At 59.5% G+C, this 26,403-nt stretch carries 20 protein-coding genes and 2 pseudogenes; 12 read left to right on the forward strand and 10 right to left on the reverse strand.

The genetic code is table 11. The features are described from left to right. Position 1: 1 nt before the first annotated feature. The 5 genes from FHT84_RS24030 to FHT84_RS24050 are packed head-to-tail and all read right to left on the reverse strand — an operon-like array spanning position 2 to position 4,985. Positions 2–1,057, reverse strand: a complete 1,056-nt coding sequence (locus tag FHT84_RS24030; protein ID WP_113248672.1) for a ring-opening amidohydrolase — start codon at positions 1,055–1,057, stop codon at positions 2–4. Continuing rightward, on the reverse strand, positions 1,057–1,770 hold the full coding sequence (locus tag FHT84_RS24035) for an isochorismatase family cysteine hydrolase (protein WP_113248673.1): 714 nt from the start codon (positions 1,768–1,770) through the stop codon (positions 1,057–1,059). The genes FHT84_RS24030 and FHT84_RS24035 overlap by 1 nt, the downstream gene beginning before the upstream one ends. An 11-nt stretch (positions 1,771–1,781) precedes the next feature. Beyond that, complete coding sequence (locus FHT84_RS24040; RefSeq protein ID WP_183764660.1) at positions 1,782–2,708, reverse strand: ABC transporter permease; 927 nt, start codon at positions 2,706–2,708, stop codon at positions 1,782–1,784. Then, the gene (locus FHT84_RS24045; RefSeq protein WP_113248674.1) at positions 2,708–3,838 is read right to left on the reverse strand and encodes an ABC transporter permease; all 1,131 of its coding nucleotides are present in this window, start codon (positions 3,836–3,838) and stop codon (positions 2,708–2,710) included. The genes FHT84_RS24040 and FHT84_RS24045 overlap by 1 nt, the downstream gene beginning before the upstream one ends. Before the next feature lie 19 nt (positions 3,839–3,857). Then, positions 3,858–4,985, reverse strand: coding sequence for a BMP family ABC transporter substrate-binding protein (locus tag FHT84_RS24050; protein ID WP_183764499.1), 1,128 nt, complete (start codon positions 4,983–4,985; stop codon positions 3,858–3,860). Between the two features lie 337 nt (positions 4,986–5,322). Here FHT84_RS24050 and FHT84_RS24055 point away from each other — a divergent pair, with 337 nt between their 5' ends. Beyond that, positions 5,323–5,994, forward strand: coding sequence for a GntR family transcriptional regulator (locus FHT84_RS24055; RefSeq protein WP_183764480.1), 672 nt, complete (start codon positions 5,323–5,325; stop codon positions 5,992–5,994). Positions 5,995–6,165: 171 nt separating this feature from the next. Here the strand turns inward: FHT84_RS24055 and FHT84_RS24060 are convergent, their stop codons facing one another. Together FHT84_RS24060 and FHT84_RS24065 are read right to left on the reverse strand one after the other, a co-directional pair. Further along, the gene (locus FHT84_RS24060; RefSeq protein WP_183764477.1) at positions 6,166–9,270 is read right to left on the reverse strand and encodes an efflux RND transporter permease subunit; all 3,105 of its coding nucleotides are present in this window, start codon (positions 9,268–9,270) and stop codon (positions 6,166–6,168) included. 3 nt (positions 9,271–9,273) lie between these two features. After that, positions 9,274–10,476, reverse strand: a complete 1,203-nt coding sequence (locus FHT84_RS24065) for an efflux RND transporter periplasmic adaptor subunit (RefSeq protein ID WP_183764474.1) — start codon at positions 10,474–10,476, stop codon at positions 9,274–9,276. 698 nt (positions 10,477–11,174) lie between these two features. On the opposite strand from FHT84_RS24065, the gene FHT84_RS24070 reads away from it, so the two are divergent. The 7 genes and pseudogenes from FHT84_RS24070 to FHT84_RS24100 form a co-directional block, all read left to right on the forward strand. Further along, positions 11,175–11,978, forward strand: coding sequence for a MetQ/NlpA family ABC transporter substrate-binding protein (locus FHT84_RS24070; protein WP_113248679.1), 804 nt, complete (start codon positions 11,175–11,177; stop codon positions 11,976–11,978). Continuing rightward, the gene (locus FHT84_RS24075; protein ID WP_183764471.1) at positions 11,966–13,117 is read left to right on the forward strand and encodes an ATP-binding cassette domain-containing protein; all 1,152 of its coding nucleotides are present in this window, start codon (positions 11,966–11,968) and stop codon (positions 13,115–13,117) included. The genes FHT84_RS24070 and FHT84_RS24075 overlap by 13 nt, the downstream gene beginning before the upstream one ends. Next, positions 13,098–13,751 carry a methionine ABC transporter permease gene (locus FHT84_RS24080; RefSeq protein ID WP_183764468.1) on the forward strand — a complete coding sequence of 218 codons (654 nt, stop codon included), beginning with the start codon at positions 13,098–13,100 and terminating at the stop codon, positions 13,749–13,751. The genes FHT84_RS24075 and FHT84_RS24080 overlap by 20 nt, the downstream gene beginning before the upstream one ends. Before the next feature lie 19 nt (positions 13,752–13,770). Continuing rightward, complete coding sequence (locus tag FHT84_RS24085) at positions 13,771–15,015, forward strand: SfnB family sulfur acquisition oxidoreductase (protein ID WP_183764465.1); 1,245 nt, start codon at positions 13,771–13,773, stop codon at positions 15,013–15,015. 7 nt (positions 15,016–15,022) lie between these two features. Further along, the gene (locus FHT84_RS24090) at positions 15,023–16,252 is read left to right on the forward strand and encodes an SfnB family sulfur acquisition oxidoreductase (RefSeq protein WP_183764463.1); all 1,230 of its coding nucleotides are present in this window, start codon (positions 15,023–15,025) and stop codon (positions 16,250–16,252) included. Between the two features lie 25 nt (positions 16,253–16,277). Continuing rightward, complete coding sequence (locus FHT84_RS24095) at positions 16,278–17,633, forward strand: LLM class flavin-dependent oxidoreductase (RefSeq protein WP_281411499.1); 1,356 nt, start codon at positions 16,278–16,280, stop codon at positions 17,631–17,633. Positions 17,634–17,707: 74 nt separating this feature from the next. Then, positions 17,708–17,832, forward strand: a pseudogene (locus FHT84_RS24100) (IS630 family transposase); the annotation flags it as partial. Between the two features lie 151 nt (positions 17,833–17,983). On the opposite strand, the gene FHT84_RS24105 reads toward FHT84_RS24100, so the two are convergent. Next, complete coding sequence (locus tag FHT84_RS24105) at positions 17,984–18,349, reverse strand: ethanolamine utilization protein (protein WP_183764457.1); 366 nt, start codon at positions 18,347–18,349, stop codon at positions 17,984–17,986. A 163-nt stretch (positions 18,350–18,512) separates the two neighbouring features. On the opposite strand from FHT84_RS24105, the pseudogene FHT84_RS31535 reads away from it, so the two are divergent. The 4 genes and pseudogenes from FHT84_RS31535 to FHT84_RS24120 all read left to right on the forward strand — a co-directional run. Beyond that, a pseudogene (locus FHT84_RS31535) lies at positions 18,513–18,747 on the forward strand (DDE-type integrase/transposase/recombinase); the annotation flags it as partial. 661 nt (positions 18,748–19,408) lie between these two features. Further along, the gene (locus tag FHT84_RS24110; RefSeq protein WP_183764454.1) at positions 19,409–20,722 is read left to right on the forward strand and encodes an HlyD family efflux transporter periplasmic adaptor subunit; all 1,314 of its coding nucleotides are present in this window, start codon (positions 19,409–19,411) and stop codon (positions 20,720–20,722) included. Between the two features lie 70 nt (positions 20,723–20,792). Beyond that, positions 20,793–22,757 (forward strand): glycosyltransferase family 2 protein, encoded by a 1,965-nt coding sequence (locus tag FHT84_RS24115; protein WP_113249058.1) that lies wholly within the window; start codon positions 20,793–20,795, stop codon positions 22,755–22,757. Positions 22,758–22,794: 37 nt separating this feature from the next. Then, positions 22,795–24,051 (forward strand): hypothetical protein, encoded by a 1,257-nt coding sequence (locus FHT84_RS24120; RefSeq protein ID WP_183764451.1) that lies wholly within the window; start codon positions 22,795–22,797, stop codon positions 24,049–24,051. A 76-nt stretch (positions 24,052–24,127) separates the two neighbouring features. Here the strand turns inward: FHT84_RS24120 and FHT84_RS24125 are convergent, their stop codons facing one another. After that, positions 24,128–24,346, reverse strand: coding sequence for a hypothetical protein (locus FHT84_RS24125; RefSeq protein WP_113248687.1), 219 nt, complete (start codon positions 24,344–24,346; stop codon positions 24,128–24,130). A 29-nt stretch (positions 24,347–24,375) separates the two neighbouring features. Next, on the reverse strand, positions 24,376–26,310 hold the full coding sequence (locus tag FHT84_RS24130) for a hypothetical protein (protein ID WP_183764449.1): 1,935 nt from the start codon (positions 26,308–26,310) through the stop codon (positions 24,376–24,378). Positions 26,311–26,403 lie beyond the last annotated feature (93 nt).

Here is a 26,403-nt window from a genome sequence, read left to right on the forward strand (position 1 = left end):
CTCAATGCTCCTTTTCGACAATGATGGCGACGGGACCACCGCCGGGAGGCCCTTGATGTTCGGCGCCGCCGGAGACGTAGAGATCCGTGATGCCGAAGAGGCCGGCGAGCACGCCGCCAACGAAGGCGCGCGCATGGCGCGTGCCTGAGATATCGGAGTCGTCCAGCATCGTGTGGCGCTTGCCACGAATCTTTCCGGTGGGATCCGGTTCGGCCTTGGCGAGAACGGCAGCGAGGCGGCTGTTGGCAGGCAGGCGCTCATATGCCTCGCGCACGGCCGCTACATCGACGGCATCACGCATCACCGCGTGGTCGATCGCCAGCGGCCCCGACCATCGATCGCTCATGCCGAGCACGATGATTTCGTGATCCGTCAATTCAACGCCGGCCGAGGCGGAGGCGCGGCGCGAGAAGAGTTCATGGCTGTGACAGATGTCGGTGTCGCGGAGCACTCCTTCGTCAACCTCGCCCAGCGCGACCGCCACGCCGAGCGCCGATGCGCCGCGCGACAGGCTCATCGATTTCAATGTATCGCGGGTGGCGAGTGTCTTTCCCTCGGCTTCAGCCGCGCTGATGCGGCTGAGCGTGAGGAGCGGGCATTTTATCTGGACGAAATGGACGTCGCTTGGGTCGTCGATGCCTGCATCGCGCATCGCTACGCGCACAGCTTCGGCCACAAGCAGAACCTGTTCGCGCCGCCCGAGATGTTGGGATGGCAGCGAAGGCGTGCGCGCAACCCCGATCGCCAGTGCGCGTTCGGCCGGCGCATCGACCACTTGTCGCGCGAACACCGTCCAGTGCGGCGAGAGCGCCCCCTCCGTCCCCCCGGACATGACGAACGAGACGTCATCGGCACCGTGCTGTCGAAAGAGTGTTTCGAAGCTGCGGGTAGCATAGCCGCGGCTGAAATCGTTAACGCAGCCATTGCCCTCGGTCTTGCCGAGTATAGCCACGACATTCTTGGCCGCCAGACCGTCGGCAAGAAGCGCTTCGACGCCGGAGGTATCGTCCGGTCCTTGCGCGGCGACGCGATAGACGTGGGCGCGTAGTGAAGGCATCAGGGCAATGCCTCGATCAAGGCCTTGGAATTGGAGACCGAGCCGAAAACGCCGCCCTGCATCTTCACCATCTTGATGGCGGCAAGGTGATTGCCGTAATCGGTCGCGCCGCAGCAATCCTCCAGCAGCAGGCATTCGAAGCCCCGGTCATTCGCCTCGCGCATGGTGGTGGAGACGCAGACGTCGGTCGTAATCCCGGTCAGGATGATGTTTTCGATGCGCTTTTGGTTGAGAATCAGCTCAAGGTCGGTCGCGCAGAAAGAGCCTTTGCCCGGCTTGTCGATGATTGCCTCGCCTTCGATCGGATAAAGCTCGGGAATGATGTCCCAGCCGGGTTCTCCACGCACGAGGATACGGCCGCAGGGGCCGCTGTCGCCGATGCCGGCGCCGATGCGTTGCGAGCGCCATCGCTTGTTGGCCGGCAAGTCGGCGAGGTCAGGTCGATGACCCTCTCGCGTGTGGATGATGTGATAGCCCTTTGTACGCATGGCAGACAGGACGGCCTTGATCGGCTCGATCGGCGCCTGGACCAGCGAAAGGTCGTAGCCCATGTGATCGACATAGCCGCCGGGCCCGCAGAAATCCGTCTGCATGTCGATGATGATGAGCGCTGTGTTGTCCGGTCTGAGGGCGCCGTTATAGGGCCAGGGATAGGGATCGGCGTCGATATAAGTCAGTTTCTGCCCGATGGCTGCGGCTGCGAGACTGTTCATGGCTGATCTTCCTATTTGGTAAGCGAAAGCGCGCCGGGAGCGCCGCTAAGCGCACGGGTGGGCGAGGAGGTGATGATCATGATGACGAGCGTCAACACGTACGGAGCGGCGTAGAAAAGATAATATCCCTGCGTCACGCCGACGGATTGCAAAGCTGGGCCAAGCGCGCCGGCGCCGCCGAAGAGAAGTGCGGCGACAAAGCAGCCGATCGGGTTCCAGCGCGCAAAGATCACCAATGCCACGGCCATCAGGCCCTGTCCGGAGGAGATGCGCTCGTTCCAGGAACCTGGATAGTAGAGCGATAGATAGGCGCCGCCGATCGCAGCCAGCGAACCGCCGAGCGCGGTTGCCAGCAGCCGGACACGATCAGGGTCAATGCCCATGGCGCGTGCCGCGTCCGTGCTGTCGCCCACGACGCGCAGCATGAGGCCGATCCTGGTGTTCCTGAATGCCCACCAGAGGACGAGGGCGAGAGCTGCACCGAGAATAAAAAGGATATTGATGTTCAAGGCTGCCTGTACCGGCTGCAGGTTTGACCAGAAACCGAAGGGGATCGCCGGCAGGTGTGGCGCGACAGGCTGGATGAAAGACTTGCCGAGAAAGAAGGCGAGACCGAGGCCGAACTGCATCATGGCGATGCCGATGGCAATGTCGTTGACCTTCGGCCATTTGCAGATCCAGCCGTGCACAGCGCCGAAGATCGCCCCGGTTGCCATCGCGGCGAGCACGCCGAGCCAGGGGGAGCCGCTCATGACGGCGAAGGCATAGGCGGTCATGGCTCCGAAAACGAGCGTACCTTCAAGGCCGAGATTGATGCGGCCGGAACGTTCGGTGATCGTCTCGCCGAGGCTGACGAAGATGAAGGGTGTCGAGACGCGGATCGCGCCGGCGAGGATGGCGAGCGGCACGCCCCAGAGACCGATTGCGGTATCGTCCATCATGCGCTCCTTTTCCAGAGGTCGGGATTGAAGATCTTGAAGCGGCCATAGAAGGTTTCGCCAAAGAGGATGACGATGAAGAGCGTACCCTGCAGAACGAGGACGGTTGCGTCGGGCAGGTCCATGCGGCGCTGGATCAGGCCGCCGGACGCATCGATGCCGCCGAGAAGGATGGCGACCGGGATGATCGCAAGCGGATTGTGACGCGCCAGAAAAGCGACAAGGATGCCGGTGTAACCATACCCGGCGGCAAGCGAAGCATTGGCGCTGCCCTGGACCGCGGCGACCTCGATCATGCCGGCAAGGCCGGCGAAGCTGCCGGCAATTGCCGTGAAACCGGCAATCAGCCGCCCCACGGGCAAGCCCTGGATCTGCGCGGCGCGAACATTGCCGCCAGCGATGCGAGCGGCGAAACCGTAGCTGGTCATCTCGAGCAATATCCACGAGACAACACAGGCGATAATGCCGATGACGAGGCCCCAATGCACGTCCATGCCTGGAATATTGCCGAGCATGTAGTCGTGTGGCAGTGGCTTGGTGGAGGGCTTGTTGAGGCTTGCCGGATCGCGCAGCGGCCCTTCGACGAACTGGTTCATCAAGGCGATGGCTATATAGGCGAGCAGCAGTGAGGAGATGGTTTCGTTGACGCCGCGATAGTGGCGAAGGAAGCCGGCAAGACCGATCCAGATGCCGCCGATTGTCATGGCAGCAAACGCCATGAGGACAAGAACGATGATCGGCGACAACAGGCCGACGACCGGCAGTGCGATTGCCGCGGCCGCCACGCCGCCGAGGACGACGGCGCCTTCACCACCGATGATGACGAGGCCAAGCCTTGCCGGCAGCGCAACGCAAAGCGCCGTGAGTAGCAAGGGGGAGGCGCGGCTCAAGCTGTTCTGGATGGAAAACCAGCTGCCGAAGCCGCCGGCATACATGAAGCGAAAGAGGTCGGCCGGCGATTTGCCGACCGCCAGGATGAAGAGGGAGAACAGTGCGAGGCCGACCAGGATTGCGCCAAGCGTGATCACCACAGGCTCGGCTCGTCGCGCCAGCCATTCGAGGGCCGGGCGTAGCTGCGCCCGCCTCAGCTGAGCGATGGACAATGCGGGCTCGTTGACTTCAACCGTCATGACGGTTCTCCCTCGATAATCAGGCCGTGGAACCGACAACGCCTTCGACGAGATAGTTCATGCTTTCGAGTTCGATTGCGTCCTCGGCGAAGCTCTTGTCCGCGGTGATGACGACATTGCCCTTATTGTCCTTGATCGGGCCTTTGAAGACCGAGAATTTTCCCGCCATCATCTCGGCAAGCGTCGCCTCGAATTTCTTGCGGGGTTCATCGGACACACCAGGGCCGAGCGGGCTCATCTTGACGAAGCCATCCTTCAGGCCGCCGCGAACGAAATTGCCGAGCTTTCCGCCGGCCTGTGCCTTCTTGACGAAGTCGGAGTACACATTCCCCCAGGCCCACTCCGCGCCAGTCAGATACTTCGCCGGAGCAAGGGGGCTCTGGTTGGCGTGATAGCCGCAGACGAAGGCACCGCGGCCGGCGGCGGTTTCGACGACGACCTTCGGGCTGTCAACATGGCAGGTGATGACATCCGCCCCCTGGTCGATCAGCGCGTTGGTGGCCTCGGCCTCCTTGACGGCCAGTGACCATTCGCCCGTGAAGATCACCTGGCAGGTGATGGCCGGATCGACGGAGCGCGCACCGAGCAGAAAGGCGTTGATGTTTTGCAGAACCTGCGGGATCGGCTTGGCTGCAACAAAGCCGATCTTCTTGCTCTTCGTGGTATAACCGGCAGTCACGCCGTTCAGATACTGGCCCTGGAAAATGTAACCGAAATAGGAACCGGTATTGTCCGGGTTCTTACCGGCCTGCCAGAGGCCGCCGCAATGGCGGAACTGGATGTTGGGATATTTCGCGGCCATGGCCAGCATATGCGGATCGAAATAGCCGAATGACGTCGGGAAGATCAGCGTGGCGCCGTCAAGATTGATCATCGATTCCATCGTTTTTTGAACGTCGACGGTCTCGGGGACGTTTTCTTCTTCGACTACCGTGACGCCAGGGAGCGCCTTGACGACGGCAGCGCCTTCGGCATGGGCCTGGTTGTAGCCATAATCATCTTTTGGGCCGACATAGATGAAGCCGACGGTGAGGGCGGTCTGGGCGTAGGCGCGAGATGACAGAAGGCCCGGCGCGACACTGGTGAGTGCGCCTGCAGCCGAAGCCCGGAGAAAGTTGCGGCGATTCATGTGAAGGAGTCTGGTCATGGGAATGCTCCTTGGGGCTGGAGCCCGGTTCGTAGAAAGGATCACATGAAAGTGTATGCAATCACCATGCCAGATGTTAAGCTAATGATATTATTGCGCTAAAATCCAATGGAGATCTCGAGAGCAAAAAGTGTATGCAGATTTTCTTGAAATAATGCCCTAAAATGAGCAATGCACTTTTTTTAGTCTTTAAATTGAAAGGCACGCCGCGACGAGTGATATGATTGAGGTTTTCTGTTGAAAAATATCATTGAAAAACAACAGATTAAATTGACGATTGACTTTGGGTCGTTCGCGCATACATCTGTATGCACGAACTGAGGATTCGCCTATTTCTGTGAAGCAGATCAAGCGTAAGGAAGTTGTGAGGCCAGGAACGACCGTCGAACAGATGGTGCGGGCGATGGCCGATATGATCGTAACGGGAGCGCTCTTGCCTGGCGAGAAGCTTGACGAAATTACACTCGCGGCCCGCTTCGAGGTATCACGAACCCCGGTTCGCGAAGCGTTACGCGAACTTGGCGCGATGGGTCTCGTTGGCCGTGAACCGAACCGTAGCGCTGTTGTGACGAACGTTAGTGGTGCCTATCTGCATTCGATGTTTGAGGCAATGGCGGAGCTCGAAGCCATTTGCGCGCGCTTATCGGCGGAACGAATGACCGTCGATGAACGTCGCACCCTCGAGCGCCAACATCACGCTTCCGCCCGGCTGGTGCGTGCCGGCGCCGAGGAAGATTATGCCACATACAATGTCGAATTTCACAACCAGCTCTATCGCGGCGCGCATAACGACCATATTCTCGAGCTGGTGACGCAAACGCGCGCCCGGCTTGCCCCCTTCCGTCGCGCACAATTCCGCCTTCCCGGACGTCTCGCCAAGTCCTTCGATGAGCACGACATCATCGTCACAGCAATCATGCGCGCAAACGCTCAGGCGGCCAGGCAGGCAGCCTATTCGCATGTCGCCATCGTCAGCGATGCCAGCGTTGCTTTTGTCGAACATCGTTAGCGATTTGGGGTCCAGGTGACCGCCAGCCCATAGGGGTCACAGGACATGACGGCGAAGCCGAAAGTGATGTCGCCCGGCTTCGTGTCTCGACGACACCATGCTCAACGCAGATATCGACGGGCGCAATACAACGCGCCCGCCGGCGATTACCGCAAGATGCCGTCCCTCGACTCAGTGGGATTGAGCGGCTTCTGCAGCTCGATCTTTCGCACTGACCATCCTGCTTAGTCGTTCGAGGTAGAGGTAAACGACCGGTGTCGTGTATAGCGTCATGATCTGGCTGATCACGAGACCGCCTACAATCGAGTATCCCAGCGGTTGACGAAGCTCGGAGCCGGTTCCATGGCCGAGCATCAAGGGAATACCGGCAAGCAAGGCGGCGCTCGTCGTCATAATGATGGGACGGAAGCGCAGAAGACAAGCTTTCCGGATCGCTTCTTCGGGTGATGAGTCGTTGTTTCTTTGGTCTTCCACCGCGAAATCGACGATCATGATGCCGTTCTTCTTCACGATACCGATCAGAAGGATAACCCCGATAAGGGCAATTACGGTGAATCCGAAACCGAAAATCCACAGCATCAACAATGCACCCAAGCCGGCAGACGGCAACGTCGACAGGATGGTAAGAGGGTGGAAGTAGCTCTCGTACAGGACGCCAAGGATAAGATAGATTACGGCGATCGCTGCAAGCACGAGCAACGGCTCGGACGCCAGGGACGACTGGAACGCCTGGGCGTTGCCTTGAAACGAGCCAATCAATGTGGCAGGCGTTCCCATTTGCTTCTCTGCAGCTTGGATGGCAGAGACGGCCTGGCTGAGAGCGATCCCACTCGACAGATTGAACGACAAGGTCACGGATGGAAACTGACTTTGATGGTTGACTGCCAGGACTGCGGTCGGCTCGGTCGTTTGCTTTACAAGGGCATTCAGGGGGACCTGCTCACCAGTCAATGGCGATTTGACATATAGGTCATCAATCGATGATGGCGAGCCACCAAGAGCGGGAGCAATCTCCAAGATGACATGATAGCTGTTCAAATCGGTGAAGTACTGGGTGACTTGTCGCTGTCCGAAAGCGTCATAGAGGATGTTGTCGATAAGCTGCGGAGCGATCCCATAGCGGGAGGCCTTATCGCGATCGATCGCGAGGGTAACCGTCGTGCCGGCGTTCTGCTGGTCTGTGGCGACGTCTGTGATTTCGGGTAGCGACCGGAACTTTGCGAGAAGCTTGCCGGCCCACTCATTGAGTTCGGCGGGATCACCGTCCTGCAGCGTGTATTGAAACTGTGTCGCAGAACTTCTGCCGCCAATATTGATGTCCTGCGCGGACTGCAGGAAGAGCTGAGCGCCCTCAAGTTCTTGCAACCGGGGCCGAAGCCTGTCGATCACCTGCGACGCGGAAGCATCTCGCTGATCGAGAGGCTTCAGGGTGATGAACATCCGGCTCATGTTGACCGTGGAGCCAGAACCTCCACCGACCTGCATGCTGGTGCTCGCGACGGCAGGATCGCTTTGGACGATCTTTCCAGCCTCTACTTGGAGCGCGGACATTTTCGCGAACGAAATGTCCTGTGAGGCTTCAAGCACCCCGGTGATCAGACCCGTGTCCTGGATTGGAAAGAACCCCTTTGGTATCTCTACGAAGACATAGCCTGTCGCGGCAAGGGACAGGAGGAAAAAAGCAAACGTCACACGATGATGACGCAATGCCTTATCGAGCGTGTATTCGTAGCCGGACAGCATACGGTCGAATGCGTCCTCGAAAAGCAGATAGAGCCGCCCATGGCCGTCAGCCTTGTCTGCTTTCAGGAACCGGGAACTCATCATTGGGGTAATTGTCAATGAAACGACTGCCGAGACGGCAATGGTCATTGTTACAGTGATTGCGAATTCACGGAACAGTTCGCCGACGATACCGCCCATCAATAGAAGCGGGATGAACACGGCGACGAGAGAAAGGCTGATGGAAATGATTGTGAAACCAATCTCGGCCGAGCCGTCTAGTGCCGCCTGAAAAGGGCTTTTTCCCATCTCCATGTGCCGGTGAATATTCTCGACCATGACGATTGCGTCGTCGACGACAAAACCGACAGCAATACTCAGTCCCATAAGCGACAGATTGTCGAGACTGAACCCGGCGACGTACATCAGCGCGAGCGTTGCCATCAGCGCGAGGGGAACGGTAACACTGGGTATGACAGTTCCCCAGAAGTTGCGAAGAAAAACAAAGATGACGACAACAACCAGCACAATCGTAATCAGAAGTGTTTTTTCGACATCCAAGACAGACGCGCGAATGGTAACAGTCCGGTCGCTGAGGATCGACACATTCAGCGCCGCCGGAGCGATCGCCTGCAACTGGGGTAGGATTTCCTTGATATGATCGACAGTGTCGATAACGTTCGCGCCGGGCAGTTTGAAAATCGGCAGGATGATCGCCGGTTTTCCGTTGGCCCATGCCGCAAGCTGATTGTTCTCAGCGCCATCGACCGCTTCGCCGATGTCGCGAACTCGTATCGGCCCGCCATTCTTGTAGGCGATGATCGCGTCATTCCAGGGCGCTGCGTCCAATAGCTGGTCGTTGTCGTAGATGGTGTAAGTCCGGTCCGCACCTTGGATGCTACCTTTCGGAGCGTCGGTTGTGATAGTGCTCACCGCGCTTCGGACATCTTCCATGGAGATCCCCAAGGAAGCGATCTTTCCAGGATCGACCTGTATTCGCACCGCCGGCTTTTGCTGACCGAAGACAAGGACCTGCGAGACCCCATTTAGTTGGCTGATGTGCTGGGCAAGCACGTTCTCGGCGAAATCGTCGACCTTGGTGAGCGGAAGCGTGTCTGAGGTAAGGGCCAGAATCATAATCGGCGGATCAGCCGGGTTTACCTTGCGGTAGGTCGGCGGGGAGGGGAGCCCGGATGGGAGTTGTCCCGATGCGGCATTGATCGCTGTCTGAACATCCTGGGCGGCGCTATCGATGTTTCTCGATAGGTCGAACTGAAGCGTTATCGCGCTGCTGCCCAGCGTGCTGCTGGACGTCATCTGGGCGACACCAGGTATCTGCCCGAACTGGCGTTCGAGCGGCTGTGTCACGGACGACGCGATGGTTTTGGGGTCGGCTCCCGGAAGCTGGGTCGATACCTGGATCGTCGGGAAGTCGACTTGCGGAAGCGGGGCGATCGGCAGCAATGGATATGCCACGACCCCCAGGGTAAACAGGCCAACCATCAGCAATGAGGTTGCAATCGGTTTCTTTATGAACCAGGAAGAAATCGACATCGATCAGTTCCCCTTGCCGACGTTGTTTGATAGCTGCGTTGTCACGGCTGCCGAGACAAGAGAGCCGTTCTTCACCCTGTACTGGCCGTCGCTGATGACCCGCTCGGTGCCTGCGAGGCCGGAGACGACGACCGCGCGCCCACCGTTGATGGGCCCCGGTTGCACCTTGCGTTCCTCAGCCTTGTTATCCGCGCCGACAACGTAAACGTAAAAGCCATCAGGGCCGCGTTGCAGCGCAGACGATGGGATGGTGGTTGCGTTCTTAAGGGTATTCTGGAGAACGCGCAGGATGACAAACTGGCCGGGCCACAGCGTTCCGTTGACGTTGGGGAACGTCGACTTGAGCTTCACCGTGCCGTTGTCAGCATCAATCTGATTGTCGATGAGGGCTAGCACTCCGTTATCGAGCACCATCGAGCTGTCGCTCGGGAGTGCGGATACCTGAACGGCGCCCTGGCTCATTGCCGTCAGAACTCCAGGCAAGTCCTGCTCTCGGAGCGTCGAGACAACGGAAATGGGCTGGGTCTGGGTTACCGTGACAATCCCAGTCGCGTCCGAGGCGTGAACCTGATTGCCGGCATCGATGAGCCGGATCCCCGTTCTCCCCGTGATGGGCGAGCGAATTTCCGTGTAGGAAAGGGAGACGTCAGCAGCCTCCTTTGCCGCCTTGTCCTGGGCGAGCTGCGCAAGAAGCTGGTTTACTTGGCTTTGTTGGGTCTCGACCGTTTCGTCGGTTGATACGCCTTGCTTGATGAGCTTTTGGTCTTTGGCGAGCAGATACTGAGCGTTCTCGATATCAGCTTCATCCTGTTGGATTTTCGCGGCGGCTTGGTCCACAGCCGCTTGGAAGGGTCTGGGATCGATCAGAGCGAGGAGATCGCCCTCTTTGACAGTCTGGCCCTCCGTGAAAAAGACCTTCTGCAATTGGCCGTCGATGCGGGTCTTCACCGCGACGGTGTTGAAGGGCTGGACCGTTCCCAGTCCGCTGAGATAAACGGGAAAGTCTTCGATCGTGACCTTCGCAAGTTCGACCGGGACCGCTGAGGTGGAAGACGACGGTTGGTCCGCGGCGTCTGAGATACTGGTGAAAAGCGTGTCCGCGAGAAATGCCCCGGCGACGATGAATGCTGCCAACGCCGCCCCGGCTCTTGCTTGCCGGACCAACCCTGTGAATGCGCCGCGCTTGTCATGTCTTTCGTTTTCCATATTCCTCGTTCTCCGGCTTGATGAGACGCAGCCGTGGGTCTCCCGACATTGGTGCCGGAAGGCCGATCGGCGTTGGTCGACAATCGAAGGCTCAGCTAGTTCATTCGGCCTGGATCGATGCGTCAGCTGGTTCCATATTTGCTCCGGTCCACTGAAACGGGAGCGATGCGACTTGGTAGGCAAACGGTAATGTGAAAGATGTCGTCACGCATCTATACAGTTTGGTAGGTTGGTGTTGATTGCCGCTGGGAACACATGGGCGCGCAAGGACAGGCTCGCGACAAGAATCACACTTACCCTGAGTTGAATCCGCAAATGGGCCGGCTTAGGCAGTGGAAGGTTACGTCGCCGCCCCGCGCATGATGCAAAATGCGAACCGGGATCAAGATAGGTGACGCCAAGCTCAGCCGAAAGTTCTTTCGACCGCTATCAATAACGAGGCGCCGACAGGTATTTCAGCGTAAACGCGCAGCTCCAGCAGATTGCCCCAAGCGCGCGGTTCATCACGGAACAGCTTGGATTAAGGTTTTGGCTGACAATCGCGGGAACGCTCGCATAAGCGAACCTGGCCGCTTTGTCGTCTGGTTCTGTTGCTGTGCTGAAAAATTATTCCCAGACTGCGTTCCCTGTCGGTAAAATCTGCTTTGTCTACTGCTTTCATGGACAATAGCTTCGGGCCAAATCAACTGAGGACATCCATGAGAAAGTATATTGCAGGAATCGTCGCGCTCGCGGCATTGACTTTGGCGGGCAGCGTTAGCGCCGAAACGATCAAGGTGGGCGTCGTCCCAGGGGTTTATGCCGACTCCATCGAGGCACTGGTCCCCGAAGCGAAGGCGAAGGGGCTCGACATCCAGGTCGTCGAATTCACCGACTGGACCACGCCGAACATCGCCCTGCAGTCAGGCGACATCGACGTGAACTATTTCCAGCATCAGCCATTCCTGAACAATGCCATCAAGGAACGAGGATATGATTTCAAGAGCGCCGGCATCGGTGTGCTTGCAAATATCGGCCTCTATTCCCTCAAGCATAAGAGCTTCGACGAGATCCCGGACAAAGGTACCGTCGCGATCGCCAACGATCCCGTGAACCAGGGACGTGGACTTCTTCTCCTGCAGAAGGCGGGCCTCCTTAAGCTCAAGGATGGCGTCGGATTCAAGGGGACGCTTGACGACATCACCGACAATCCGAAGCACCTCACGTTCAAAGAGGTCGAAGGGCCGCAGCTCTCCCGCGTGACCGCAGACGTCGATCTCGCGCAGGGCTACCCGCACTTCATCGTCGCGTCGAAGGCGTTCAATCCGAGCTCGGGATTGCTCTATTCCGGCGTTGACGACAAGCAGTTCGCAATCGTCTTCGCAGTGCAGTCGGCGAAGGTCGATGATGCCGGCATCAAGGAACTGGTTGATCTCTATCAGAAATCGGACGCCGTGAAGGGTGCCATCGACAAGGCGTTCGCCTCGGACCCCAAGCTCTATACACTGCCATGGGTACATTGAACGCAACGGCACGACGCTTTTCAGAAGCGGAAGGCGACAAGCCGGAGGCTCCGGCAATCGCAACAGTCCCGGCGGAGCGAGCTCTTCCGGGACAAAATGTCGGCACCGTCTCGTTTGCTGATGTCGAGAAGCGCTACAAGTCGTCGGCAGGCGAGGTGCACGCGCTTCGCGGCATTTCCATCGACGTGCCTGCCGGATCGATCTACGGCATCATCGGTCGGAGCGGCGCAGGCAAATCGAGCCTTCTTCGCACGATCAACCGTCTGGAACGGCCGACCGGCGGACGCGTGACGGTGGATGGCGTCGATGTCTCGTCGCTCGACGAAAACGGGCTTGTTGGGCTTCGCCGCAGGATCGGAATGATCTTCCAGCACTTCAATCTCCTGTCGTCGAAGTCCGTCTGGGGCAATGTCGCGTTCCCGCTGGTCGTTGCGGGCGTTCCGAAGCGCCAAATCGAGGAGAGGGTCGCGGAGGTTCTGTCGCTCGTCGGGCTTGAGGGCAAGGAAAAGACCTACCCGTCACGGCTGTCGGGCGGACAGAAGCAGCGCGTTGGCATCGCGAGGGCACTGGTTCACCGGCCGGAGATCCTGCTCTGCGACGAGGCCACGTCCGCACTCGATCCGGAAACGACTCTTTCGATACTTGCGCTTCTCAAGGACATCAACCGCCGGCTCAATCTGACGATCATTCTCATCACGCATGAGATGAGCGTCATCCGTGAGATCTGTGACCAGGTTCTGGTTCTCGACGAGGGAAGCGTTGCCGAAGCCGGCCCTGTCTGGCAAGTCTTCGGAAATCCGACCCATCCGGCAACGCGGGCATTGCTTCAACCATTGAACCGCGACATCCCCGAAGATGTCCAAAGTCGACTCCGCGCTCAGCCGGATCGGGAGACGCGGCGGACGATCATGGAACTGTCTTATACCGGACAGGGCGGCTTGGAGCCAGATGTCGCAGCGATCGCCGATGCTCTCGGTGCATCGACGCGGGTCCTGCAGAGTGCGCTCGACCGCATTCAGGGACATGTGAATGGTCGCCTGCTCATTTCCGTCAAGGGGGCGACAACGACGGTGCCGAAGGGTCTGGAAAATCTCGCTCATCAAGTCAGGATATTAGGTTATGTCGGCGATGATGTATGAACGCCTGTGGCGGGCGTTGCTCGACACGATTGTGATGGTCGGTGTCTCCTCGCTGATCGCCTTTGCGGCAGGCATTCCACTTGCCGTGTTTCTGGTGCTTGCCCAGCCCGGCGGGCTGATCGAGGCTCCGAAAACGCAGCGCGTGCTGGCAGCGATCATCAACGGCTTTCGCGCCACGCCGTTCATCGTACTGCTCGTCGCGCTGCTGCCGCTCACCCGGCTGATCACGGGGACGACCATCGGGGTCTGGGCGGCTGCGGTGCCCTTGTCCATCAGTGCCACCCCATTCTTCGCCAGAATTGCCGAGGTCAGTCTTCGCGAAGTCGATCCCGGCCTCATCGAAGCGGCGCAGGCGATCGGGTGCCGGCGGTGGCACATCGTCCGGCATGTGCTGATTCCTGAAGCGCTGCCCAGCATCATCGGCGGTTTTACGATCACGCTCGTCAGCGTCATTGGCGCTTCTGCCATGGCGGGCGCGGTCGGTGCGGGTGGTTTGGGGGACATGGCCATCCGTTATGGCTACCAACGCTTCGATACGACCGTCATGGCGGCCGTGATCGTCGTCCTGATCGCGTTGGTCTGCCTGGTGCAATTTGCCGGTGACAGCGCTGTCCGCTATCTGCGCGCCCGATGATGTGGAAGTTCGATACGATATGACTGACCAGCGTTCGCATGCTCCCGACATAGTCGGACGTCGTCCATCGCCGCCCGCGCGGCCGCATCTCATCAGGGACGATCAGGAGGCCTTGGACGTCGCCGCGCGTTTGGCGGAGCGCTTCGTGGTCGGCGCCTCCGAGCGTGATGCCAAGAGGCTTCTGCCTTGGGCCGAGATCGACGAGTACACGGCGAGCGGCTTGGGTGGGATCACCATCCCGAAGGCGTTCGGCGGGGCCGACGTGTCGAACGTCACACTGGCGAAGGTGTTCGAGATCCTCTGTCGCGCTGATCCTGCCCTCGGCCAGATCCCGCAGAACCAGTTCGGCGTGCTCGCACTGCTGAAGGACGTGGGCTCCGACGCCCAGAAGGCTCGAATCTTTGGCGACGTCCTCAACAAGGGATTCCGCATCGGAAACGCGGGGCCGGAGAAGAAGACGAAGTCGGTCGCCGTCAGCACGACATTGTTGCGGTCGACGCCAGACGGCCTTCGACTGACCGGCCGTCGCTTTTATTCGACAGGGGCGATCTTCGCTCACTGGATACCAACGAGGGCGGTCGACGAAGAAGGACGAGCCGTCCAGGTCTGGGCCTCCTACGATGCGCCCGGAGTGGCCGTCATCGATGACTGGTCGTCGTTCGGGCAGCGCACGACGGCCAGTGGCTCCGTCGAATTCGCCGATGTGCCGATCGACCCGGAACTCGTCTTCCCCGTCTGGTCCTATGCCGATCGTCCTGGGCTTGCCGGACCGATCTCACAGCTCGTACAGGCTTCCATCGATTCGGGAATCGCAGCGGCGGCCGTCGGCGATGCCGTTGCCTTCGTGCGTGATCGCGCAAGACCATGGGTCGACTCCGGCGTCTCCTCGGCGATCGACGATCCGACCATCATTCACGCGGTCGGCAGTCTCTACACGGACCTCCACGCGGCGCAGGCGGTGCTTTACGATGCTGCTGAGACGATCGACCGTATTGCAAGAGACAAAGTCACGGACGCCTCGAGCGCTATGGCGTCCGTCGCGGTCGCCGAGGCCAAGATCCTCACCACAGAGATCGCGCTCGCCGCGACCGAGCAGCTTTTCGACCTCGCGGGTTCGTCCGCGACGCGGGAGGCGCATAATCTTGGTCGTCACTGGCGAAACGCCCGTGTCCATACGCTCCACGATCCCGTCCGATGGAAATACCACCTTATCGGCAAGTACGAGCTGACCGGCGCTTACCCCGCCAGACACCAGTGGAATTGAGGCGCCGATGACGAACGCAGCATCTGTATCTTCCGTAGCGCCCAGCCCACGACGCCCTGCGTCCATTGCCGGCGATGAAGAGGCAATCGAAGTGGCAACCCTGCTTGCTGACGAGTTCGCGGTCGGCGCGTCGGATCGCGACCGCGACCGGTTGCTGCCATGGAACGAGCTGGAGGCGTTCACCGCCAGCGGTCTCTGGGGCATCACCGTGCCCCGGGCTTATGGCGGGCCGGGTGTCAGCAACCGAACCCTCGCACAGGTCATCGCCATCATCGGCGCGGCCGACGGCTCGCTCTCGCAGATCCCGCAGAACCATTACTACGCGCTCGAGGTGCTTCGGGTCGGCGGCAGCGAGGAGCAGAAGCGCTTCTTCTATGACCGTGTTCTTGCAGGAGACCGGTTCGGCAACGCTCTTGCGGAAGTCGGACAGCGTGACTTCACGCGCCGTACAAGGCTGGTAGGTGACGGCAGAGGCGCCGTCGTCGAGGGACACAAGTTCTACTGCACAGGTGCGCTCTATGCGCACTGGATTCCGACTCTGGCCGTTGCGGATGAAGACGGAAAGCGGACGAGTTATCTGGTCTTCATTCCTCGGAACGCCCCCGGCGTCACCATCACCGACGATTGGGACGGCTTCGGCCAGCGCGTCACTGGCAGTGGTTCGGTGGAATTCGAGCATGTGCAGGTCGAACCTGAGTGGATCGTCCCGTTCCAGGCGTCGTTCGACCGACCGACGACGATCGGTCCGCAGGCACAGCTCATGCATGCCGCGATCGATCTTGGGATCGGGCAAGGCGCCTATCGCGAGATGCTCCGGTTCATCAAGGAGCGGTCGCGGCCGTGGATCGACGCCAAGGTCGAGCGTGCCGTCGACGACCCCCTGACGCTCTACGGCGCCGGCGAAGTCAAGTTGCGGCTTCGTGCTGCTGAGGCCCTGCTTGGGCGGGCTGCAGCACTCGTCGACGCCGCACAACGCGATATGACGGAGGAGACTGTCGCAGCAGCATCGATTGCGGTCGCGGAGGCGAAGATCCTGTCGACGAAGGCGGGACTGCTGGCCGGGACCAAGCTGTTCGAACTCTCGGGCACGTCATCTACCCTCTCGGAAGACAACCTCGATCGCTACTGGCGCAACGTGCGAACCCACACCCTGCATGATCCGGTTCGCTGGAAGTATCAGGCGATCGGAAGCTACTATCTGGGCGGAAAGCTACCGCCGCGCCACGGCGCAATCTGAAAACAGACTGAGGCGGAGAGACACCTTGCCTGGGAAAAAGCAAATCCTGCTGAATGCATTCAACATGAACTCTGTCGGCCACATCAATCACGGCCTGTGGGCTCATCCACGCGATCAGTCGCACCGCTACAAGACGCTCGACTACTGGACGTCGCTTGCCCAGACACTGGAACGCGGGCTGTTCGACGGCGTTTTTCTCGCCGATATCATCGGCGTCTACGACATATACCAGGGTTCGACCGATCTGACGGTAAGGGAGTCGATCCAGCTACCGGTGAACGATCCTCTCTTGCTGGTCTCGGCCATGGCCGCCGCGACGAAGAATCTGGGCTTTGGCGTCACCGTAAACGTCAACTCCGACGCGCCCTATCTCTTCGCCAGACGCATGTCGACGCTCGACCATCTGACGGACGGCAGGGTTGGATGGAACATCGTGACCGGCTATCTCGACAGTGCGGCAAGAGCGCTCGGCCAAGACGCACAGGCCGAGCACGACAGTCGCTACGACAGGGCCGACGAGTATCTGGAGGTGCTCTACAAGCTTTGGGAGGGCAGTTGGGACGACAATGCGGTGTTACTCGACAAAGACAACCGCATATTCGCGGATCCCGGCAAGATCCGGCCGATAGCGCATGACGGCGCATTTTATCGATCGCATGGCTACCACCTGAGCGAGCCGTCTCGGCAGAGGACGCCGGTTCTCTACCAGGCAGGCACATCGGGCAGGGGACGCCAGTTCGCAGCCCGACACGCCGAGTGCGTCTTCATCACGGCAACGGACAAGGCTGCCGCCCGAACCGCCGCCAGGGCACTTCGTCAAGAAGCCGTCGACGTCGGGCGACGCCCCGACGATATCAAGATCTTCGTCGGGGCGACTGTCGTTACGGGTGCGACGCAGAGGGAAGCCGAAGACAGGCACGCCGAATATCTTCGGTATGCGAATCCGGAGGCTGGCCTTGCCCATTTCTCGGCGAGCACGGGGATCGACTTTTCTAAATACGATCTCGACGAGCAGATCGTCTACGGGACGTCCAACGCCATTCAGTCGGCGACCCAGCTTGCCAAGCAGCGCGGCTGGACGAAACGTCAGCTTCTCGCCGAACTCGCCATCGGTGGCCGCTATCCGGCGATCGTCGGCGACGGTTCGAAAATCGCCGACGAGCTGGGAGCTTGGATCGAGGAAGGGGAGATCGATGGGTTCAATCTGACCCGGACAGTCGTTCCTGAGAGTTATGAAGACTTTGTCGAACATGTGGTGCCTGCCTTGCAGGATCGAGGCCTCTATAAGACCCATTATGCTGACGGCTCTTTACGACAAAAAATCTTCGGCGAAGGCGACAGGCTACCAAGCCGCCATCCCGCTAACATCTATCGCGCATAACCGTAGCGGCCGATCGGCTTCCTGATGGTGAGACGAAGAGGCCATCGATCCAGCGAATCGATGGCCCGCCGGACGGACTGAGCACGAAAATATCTCGGCTGCGCGGCCGGTCTCTGTGCGGAGAACGTTGCCATCAGCGATTGCGCACCGGCATTGGAAGACCGCAACCTTCACCGGCTCGCTCAGGCTTTCCGGTATAGCTGTTCCACCGGCTAACCAAGGCGTTTGCCGTCAGCGAACGGATGTCGTCAGACGCTCAGTGACAAAACGGACGACCTCTGCCGCCGGCTCCATATCTTCCGGGGACCCCGAAAACCCTCCATGCGGCATCGCCCGGCCGGTCGGCCAAGTCATGTTGGGCTCGATGTGGGTTCCGGCTGCTGCCAATGAGGATATGTCACATAGGCGGTTACGGCACCGCTCTCATGCGAGCGAATGGTCACCTTGTCGCCTTTCTGCATTGCAATGATCTCGCCTGGCCCAGCTGTCAGCGATCGATGCGTGTCTGACACAGTTATACTTCCTTCCAGGACAATCATCGTGTCGTGTACGGCCATGGTTTCTTCGAGAACTTGATTTGGCCGGTAGCGCCCGAACCCGATGGTGACTGGCCCGCCGTGGCGTTGGTCGAGCAGGTTGCCGGTGAAAATGTCACCTTCCTGTCCCGGCGAGCGTTCAAACACCGCATCGGCAATGGCGAATTTGTAAATCGTCATGGATTGTCTCCTGAAGATTGGAACCGGGCGCGAGATGGGTTGATAGAGATTCTTCGAGCTTTGCACATGGGCGTCAAAACGAACTCAGCCGTCATTTGTTCGCTATCGCGCGGTCGCGAAGGGCGCGGGGGGGTGATGCCGTGAACAGCGTGTTCCACTTGCCGCGACACAGCGTGTCAGACTGCTGAAGAAGCAAGACTCGTCGCCGACGGCCTCGTCATCGACAAACTGCGCTCATCCGGAGCGGCAAGGCGGGACTTGATGCCTACCGTCGAACGCTGATCACACAAGGGCCCGAATAATCGTGCGGAAATTCCCATCTGCCGCTGAGAAAACGACAGCGGGTGATGCAGGGATTCCGATCGGTTGGCAGCCTGCAACGTTGCATCTCTGTTTTTCAGCTATCCGAATCTCTTGGTCCGGAGCTTACCGATCCGATCATCCTTTTGGAGTAATGCCGGAAGCGGAAGGCGTAGATTCGGGAGGAATCCGCGCCGGCGCTGCGTTTCATCTACCTCTTTATGATGAGTTTCGAAGCTGCAGATCATACGATGGTAGCATTTAGCGAAATAAATGATCGCATAACTTGCGAATGGCCGGTTTCGCCGAGGTCCGAGAGCCAAAGATGCACAAATAATACCACATATTTCACGTGTATGCGACGGGCTTCGATTCTTGCCGCAGTAGGTATAACGGCTGCTATTATAGTGGGATGGAGGCAGAGGCTGATCCCAATTCGGAGATGACCCCTTCGGATCGCTGGTCAATTATTGGGCACCTGCGGACCACCCCCGTAGCACAATCTTAGCGATATTGCGGCGCACAAAAAACCGTGCAACGATCCATGCATTCTTTCGGGAGGAAGAATATAGCGCATTCATCAAAGGATCTGTGGCTATGTTTTCCTTTCGAAAAAGCAAAGATAGCGGAAATAATGATGCATCGGTAAGATTGGCTTCTTACGCTGTACTTGGTGTCATGGGGACAGTATTTGCCTCATCCGCATTCCCTCCACTCTTCACGTCGACTTCTACTCGCGCTGTGATCAACGCGCCGCTCGTGCCGCTGACAACGCCGATCAGTGGAAAGGTGACCTCGCTCGGCGCGGCCGGCGAAATAACGGTCGAGAACGATCGCGTCGACAATTCGACCTTGATCGGCCTGAAGGTTCAGCTGGCCGCACTGCGCAACGAGATGGAACAGAAGAATTCGATCGTCAGCGACTATGCCCAGCGTATCGGCGATCTTGAAAGCGACCTTTCAGGCCAGCAGGCGGCACTCCTCGTCAGGATCACTGCGGATCTCAAGGCCGCCGAGGCGGCTCTGGAGATGGTGACCTACTCGTCCCGCATCGCGAAAGCCGAGGCGGCGCGCAAGCTCAGGCTCATGGCTCGGGGGATTGCCGCCGGCAGCGAAGCCGAGGTCGCCGATATGGTTCGTCTGGAGGACACCAAGCTCGAAGCCGCCAAGCTCGCCGTTGCCAAGCTTGCCTCGGAACTCGATTTTGCCCGCCAGGGTGTCTATGTCGGCGCCGACCTGCAGTCGCTGCAAAATCTGCAGCAGGAAATCCGCACGCGCAAGGCCGACCTCCTGCAGCTCAAGTTGCAGATTGCGACGATGCGCACGAAGGAGACCGAGCTCGGCTCGCTCGTGGCGACGGAGGCGTTGCGGGTCGACAGACTGGCGCGGGCCGATTTGCACGTTCCATCGACGAGCCAGCTTTACAAGCCGGTGGCTGCTTCCGGACGCGAGGTCACGGCCGGCGACACGCTCGCGGAAACGCTCGATTGCCGTGACGCTTTTGTCGTCGCAATCTTTTCCGAGCGGCAGGCGCAAGCCCTCGCCGTGGGATCGAGGGTTGATGTCAATGCTGAAGGCTGGGCGCAAGCGGCAAGCGGCGTCGTAGAGCGGCTGGTTCCTCGTACGACCGACAGGGTGGATCTCGATTATGCCGTTCCTTTCCCGCCGACGGAGCGTCGCGAACTCTATGCATACATCCGGCTGACAGAGCCTGGCACCGCAGACTTGCGAGACGGCCGGTTCTGCTCCGTGGGCACGTGGGTCGACGTGACGATGCCCCAGGAATGGCTTCAGAAAACGCAGCATTATATACGCGAGGCATCGACCTCGCTCATCGGCATAGCCCGGGCATCCGCCGCGCAATGGCCCTCCGCCGCCGAAACGGATCTAACCGGGCTCGTCCGGCGGTCGGCCGAACGCTTCGGTGCGCTCAATCCGGAGGGGCGCGTTACAAAGGGCCCTCGGGACGTGCGCGTCAGCTGGGGAATCCTCTATCCCCAGCCTCGGCGCGCCGATGCGCATGCCGTCGAGCTCCTCAACGAGCGAATGAGAGCTGCGCCTGTGAAAAGCTGACGCAAGCCGCCGCGGCGCCCGGTAGCCCGTGACGGATCGCATCCAGGCTGAGGTCAGGGAGAAACGGATCGTGTTCTTTAGTTCCGACGACGATTTATTCAGCGTTCTGATCTTCGATCTCGTCATCGCCGCTTGCGCGATGCTGTTCGCAATGCTCGCGAACCCGAAGAGACCGTTCGAGCGGGCGGCATTCAGTCTGCTCATGCTCTTGTCGCTCGGGCTTTACCTCTCTTGGCGCGCCCTGGACACGCTTCCGCCCTTCGAGCTTTCTGCCGAAGTGCTCTGGAACTATGTTTACTTCCTCTTCGAGGCGGTGTCGGTGCTTTACGCCATCGGTTCGATCCTGATCCTTCTGAGAACGACCGACTGGACGAAGGAGGCCGATCGCGGTGAAAAGGAACTGGCGGCCACGGCGGACATCCCTTCCGTCGACGTGTTCATCTGCACCTATAACGAGCCGCTGAATGTCCTGGAAAAATCGGTCATATCCGCCCAGGCGATGAGCTACCGCAGGCTTCGGGTTTTCGTCTGCGACGACACCCGTCGCCCGGAAGTGCGCGACTATTGCGCACGCGTCGGTGTGAATTACCTGACGCGCCCGGATAACAAGCATGCCAAGGCCGGCAATCTGAACAATGCCTTGAACCATACGAACGCACTCGCCGAGATTTCCGATTTCATCATGGTTCTCGATGCGGATTTCGCCCCTCAGGCAAATTTCCTGAATCGCGTCATCGGTCTTTTCAGGGACGGGAAGGTCGCCGTCGTGCAGACGCCGCAATTTTATTTCAACAGCGATCCGATCCAGCACAATCTCGGCATCCGGCGCTCCTTCGTCGATGACCAGCGCGTCTTCTTCGACACCTTCCAGCCGGCCAAGGATGCCGTGGGATGCGCGTTCTGCGTCGGTACCAGCTTCGTCGTGCGCCGTGCCGCCGTCAACGAGATCGGCGGCTTTCCGCATGATGCGTTGTCCGAGGACATGCTGCTCACCTACCGGCTGCTGGAGCGGGGCTATGTGACGCGCTGGCTGAACGAGAAGTTGAGCGTCGGCCTGTCGGCCGAAGGCATTCCCGAATACATTACGCAAAGGACCCGCTGGTGCCTCGGCACAATCCAGATCGGCCTGCTGCGCAACGGGCCGCTCTGGCGCGGCAATTTCACGCTTGTGCAGCGTCTGCATTATCTGCACGGGCTGTTCTGCTGGCTGTCGAAGCCTTTCATCCTCTGCCTTTTGCTGGCGCCGTCCGTCTATTGGCTGACCGGCGTTTCTGCGCTGCAGGCCGATGAACTGCTTTTCATGAAATACGGCCTCAGCTCGCTCTTCCTGTTCTGGACCTATTCGACGTGGATTTCCGAAAGGCGCACGCTGCCGCTCTTCACCGAGGTCACCCATGCCCTGACGGCCGTGCCGATCACGATCACCCTGTTCCAGGCGATCCGCAAACCGTTTGGCCGCCCTTTCAAAGTGACGGAGAAGGGAGGGGACAGGTCCGCGATCCGCGTTCACCGCCCAACGGCGCTGTTTTTCGGCTTCGTAGCGGCCATGTCGGCGCTGTCTGTCGTTAGGGTCGTCTATGGTTGGGATGCGCCCGTCGAATTTTCCGCACGCGAGTGCCTCAATCTCGTCTGGTCGTCAGTGGCGATGATCATTGCGTTCACGAGCCTGCTTTGCTGCATCGAGCTGCCGCGTTTCGGCCAGGAAGAGCCGATCGAAGTCAGGATTGGCGGGAGGCACCGGGCCAACGGACAGATCGGTGACGTGACGATAATGGCCCTGTCCACAGAAGGCGCGACGTTGGCTGAGCATGGCCCGGCCGGTGCAAAGGACGAGGCGGTATTCATCCCGGAAATCGGCTGGATTCCCTCCGCAGCCAGAGCGACGCCATCGTCGACGGCCTTCTGCCTTATGCCGACGCCGGAGCAGCACAATGCCATCCTGCGACTGCTTTTCAGGAGCGCGCCTGACAACGTCGCGGAACGGGGCGACTTGCGCAAATCGATGCAGATGCTCTTGTCGCGCGCCTTCTCTTGAGGGTGCGCAGGGCAATTCGAGAGACCCGGGGTGATATATGCGAATCTCTATCAGGGCCTTTCTGACCGCCGCCGTCCTCGCATACTGGATACACGCGGCCTGGGCCGGCGAGGAACGGCATGTTCAACTCGCCGCCAGGCTTTGCGCCGGTCTCGTTGCGCATATGAGCGGCGAGCCGGCGCAACCTTTCGTCTTCCGCAGCTACGAACCGCCGGACAATGCTTCGCCGCTCCATCCTGCGCTTGAAAATGCCGGCTTCACCTATGACAACGCACTGGCGGTGATGGCGCTATATGCCTGCGGCCGAAAACCGGAAGCGGGCCGCGTCGCCGATGCCCTGGTGCTCGCTCTGAAGGCGGATCGATTTTATCACGATGGACGGCTGCGAAACGCCTATCGCGCCGGCCCGGTTCAGGATAACGGCAGCATGCTGCTTCCGGGCTATTGGAGCTCCGTCAGCAAGTCCTGGATTGAAGACGACTACCAGGTCGGCAGCGCGACGGGCAGCACGGCCTGGGGCGCGCTGGCACTGCTGACCGCCTACGAGCAGACCGGCCGAGCGCCCTACCTGAATGCCGCCCGAACGATCATGAACTGGATCCATCGCAGCACCGCAGATCCGCAGGCGCCTGGCTATTTCGGGGGCTTCTTCGGCCAGGAGCCCTCAGAACGCATAGGCTGGAAATCCACGGAACATAATCTCGATGTCTATGCGGCGGATCGCTGGCTTGCCGCGCTCGATCCCATGGGCGGCTGGACGCGTCACGCCGAGAAAGCGCACGCGTTTCTGGAGGCCATGTGGGATTTCGACGACGGCCGCTTTTTCGTCGGTAGTCTGCCCTACAGCGACGCGCCGAATACGTCAATGTCGGGTCTCGACGCAGAACTGTGGCCGCTCATCGCCGTGCCGGCCTACGCATTCAGGCGCGCGCGGGTCCTGGAATGGACGAAACGCAATCATGGCGTTGATGGTGGTTTCGACTTCAACAATGACCGCGATGGCATCTGGCTTGAGGGCACTGCCCAGGCCGCCCTCGTGTTTCGTCTGAGCGGCAGGGCGGAAGAGGCCGAACCTTTGTTCGAAACGATTTCCAGGCAAATTGCCCCCGACGGGCTGCTCTATGCCACGGTCAACGCTGAGCTGTCGACCGGCCTGAAGGTTGGACCGGACTCCGCATCCGTTGATTTCAAGTATTTCCGCCTTCCCCATGTCGGAGCGACGGCATGGGCCGTGCTTGCCGCGCTGAAGCGCAATCCTTTCATAAGTGCGGCCGGTCAGTCGGCAAGCCCTTAGAGTTTCCCGGAAAACACAGCCAGCAAATTGATTGTCGATGGCGCGAACCACGCCGCCATCGACATGTTGGTAGCGGCTAGCCCTCGAGGAAACCGCCGGCAACAGCTTTGGTGCTGCTCACGCCGACTGCGAGACTGACATTCTTCACGATCACTGCGCCGCCAGCGCGGAGGTCGTCTGCTTCCTTGAGCGCGCCGGAGACAGGTGTCTGCAACGGGGTAATCGTTCCCGCATCGATGTCAGCCACCCATAAACCCTTTTCGTCTGGAAGTCCGATAATAACAATTCGTGCCATAAGTCTGTCTTCCTTTTTGCTTTGGTGTTTCAAAATCCTGCCTTGCGCAGCCCTTCGCGGTACAGGTCTTTCTGCCACTGTTCCTTCAGCACGATCATGGATAGCCATTTGTCCACATCGAAATCGGGAATGGTCGCTCTTACATTGCGAACAAAGGATCGTGCTTTTTTCATATCGCCGAGCATTGCCCAGCAGGCGGCCGACAGCCGATCGGCCAGGCCGCTATCACGCATCATGGCGATATAGGATAATGCCGTCTCGAATTGGTAGAGACAATAGTTGGCGCCGGCGGCCGTCCAGAGATAGGTATCGGGAGCCAATGGATTGAGATCAATTGCATTGGCGATCTTTTTCAGCGCATCGGCCGGCCGTGAGGCATGCACCAGCGTATCGGCATAATCCGCGATGATGTCAGCGTAATGAGGGCTCAGAGTTTCGGCAAGATTCAGCGCGTTGACACTCTCATCGATATCGCCTTGCGCCAACTTTACGATCCCCAGTTCACGGTAGCCGCCCGCAAGGTCCTCACCGGCGGAAATCGCCTTGGTGGAAAACTCCGCAGCCGAGGCCAACAGCTGCTCGTCACCTCGCATCGTCAGCAGCCATTCCTTGGTATAGGTGCGCGCTAAGCCGCTGAGCGCCGGCGCGAAGTGTGGGTTCTTCTGTAACGCGGCGCGGAACTCCCGCCGCGCCCTGCGCAAATTGGGCAGGGTCAGTTCCTTCAGATGGCGCTGTCCCACAAGATAGCTGTGATAGGCATCGGGGCTTGCTTCGTAATAGGCGCGCGACAGACTATCGCGCTCGATGTGAGAGGCAACGATCAACGCAATTCGCTTCGAGAGTTCGCGCCTATGTAGCGTAAGATTCGACGAATCAAGGCTGAAGCGTTCGGCCCAGATGATTTCGTCATTGGCAAAGAAGATCAGCTGCGCGAAGAGCGATACCTCCTGGCCGTAGCTGATGCGGGTATCCAGTATGTAGGAGATACCATGCCGCTCGAAGACCGCCGCCTTGTTTGGATCGCGGGAAAACTGTCCGGCGGTGTGCGGGGCAATCACCCGAACGCTCTTCAGGCTGCAAAAGCCGATGGTGATATCCTCGATCAATGAAGCAGCGACAAGCGTTGCGACGATACTCTCGCTGTCGTTCTGCGGCGGCAGCAATGCCAACCGCGGCGCATCCAGTTTTCGCTCGCCATAGGGCGGGACGACGGGCGGAGGACGTGCCAGAAGCGAATCGCGGGCTTGCGCAAACTGCTTGTTGAACATGCGACTGGCGAGTTGCAGGGAGAGCGATTCCGTCTCGGTATCCGAACGGACAGCACGTGCGTTGGCGGCAAAGGGCAGAGCCGATCCATCCTGTGGGCCATCGTGGACACCCGACTCGAGAAGAAACGCCTGCACCTCCTCGTCGTGCGGATGTAGCCGGAAGACCTGCAGGGCCAGCTTGCGGATCGTCATGTCCGCATCCGCCGCGGATATCGGCGCCAATGCCCGCTTGAAGACGCGCAGAAACTGATGGGAAATGGCTTCGCGCTTCTGTTCCACCCAGACATCGAGCAGCGTATTGACCGGCTCGAAACCTTCTAAAAAGTCGCCCTTCACGGTCTCGGCCAAGCGATACAGTGTCTGCACGGGCTCATTGTTCTCCGCGATGTCGAACAATGACAGATCTGAGGTCAGGGTTTCGACCTCAACGCGGACGGTTGTTGGTGTAAAGGTCAGAAAGTCGACGCCAAGTTCGCGCTGACGGCTTTTGATGCGGGCGATGGTTTGACGCATATTGGCCAGCAGTCCGGCGCGGTCTTCACCGCTCCATAGCAAGGTCGCAATATCGGTTCGGCTGGCCTCGAACTGTTTGGTATCGAGCAGATAGCATATCGCCAACAAGCCTTTGTCTGGAAACGACAGATCGCCAAGATCGTTCGTGAGGTGAAGGCGACCAAATGTGTGAAGATTGAACAAGGATTCCCGTTCCGCCTGTGCATGATGAAAAATGACCCAGGGTCCCACATTGCAACCTGCGCGATCCCAAGTTTGCACAGATTGATATCATGG

The organism is Rhizobium sp. BK289 (assembly GCF_014193575.1).
GTDB lineage: Bacteria > Pseudomonadota > Alphaproteobacteria > Rhizobiales > Rhizobiaceae > Rhizobium > Rhizobium tropici_C.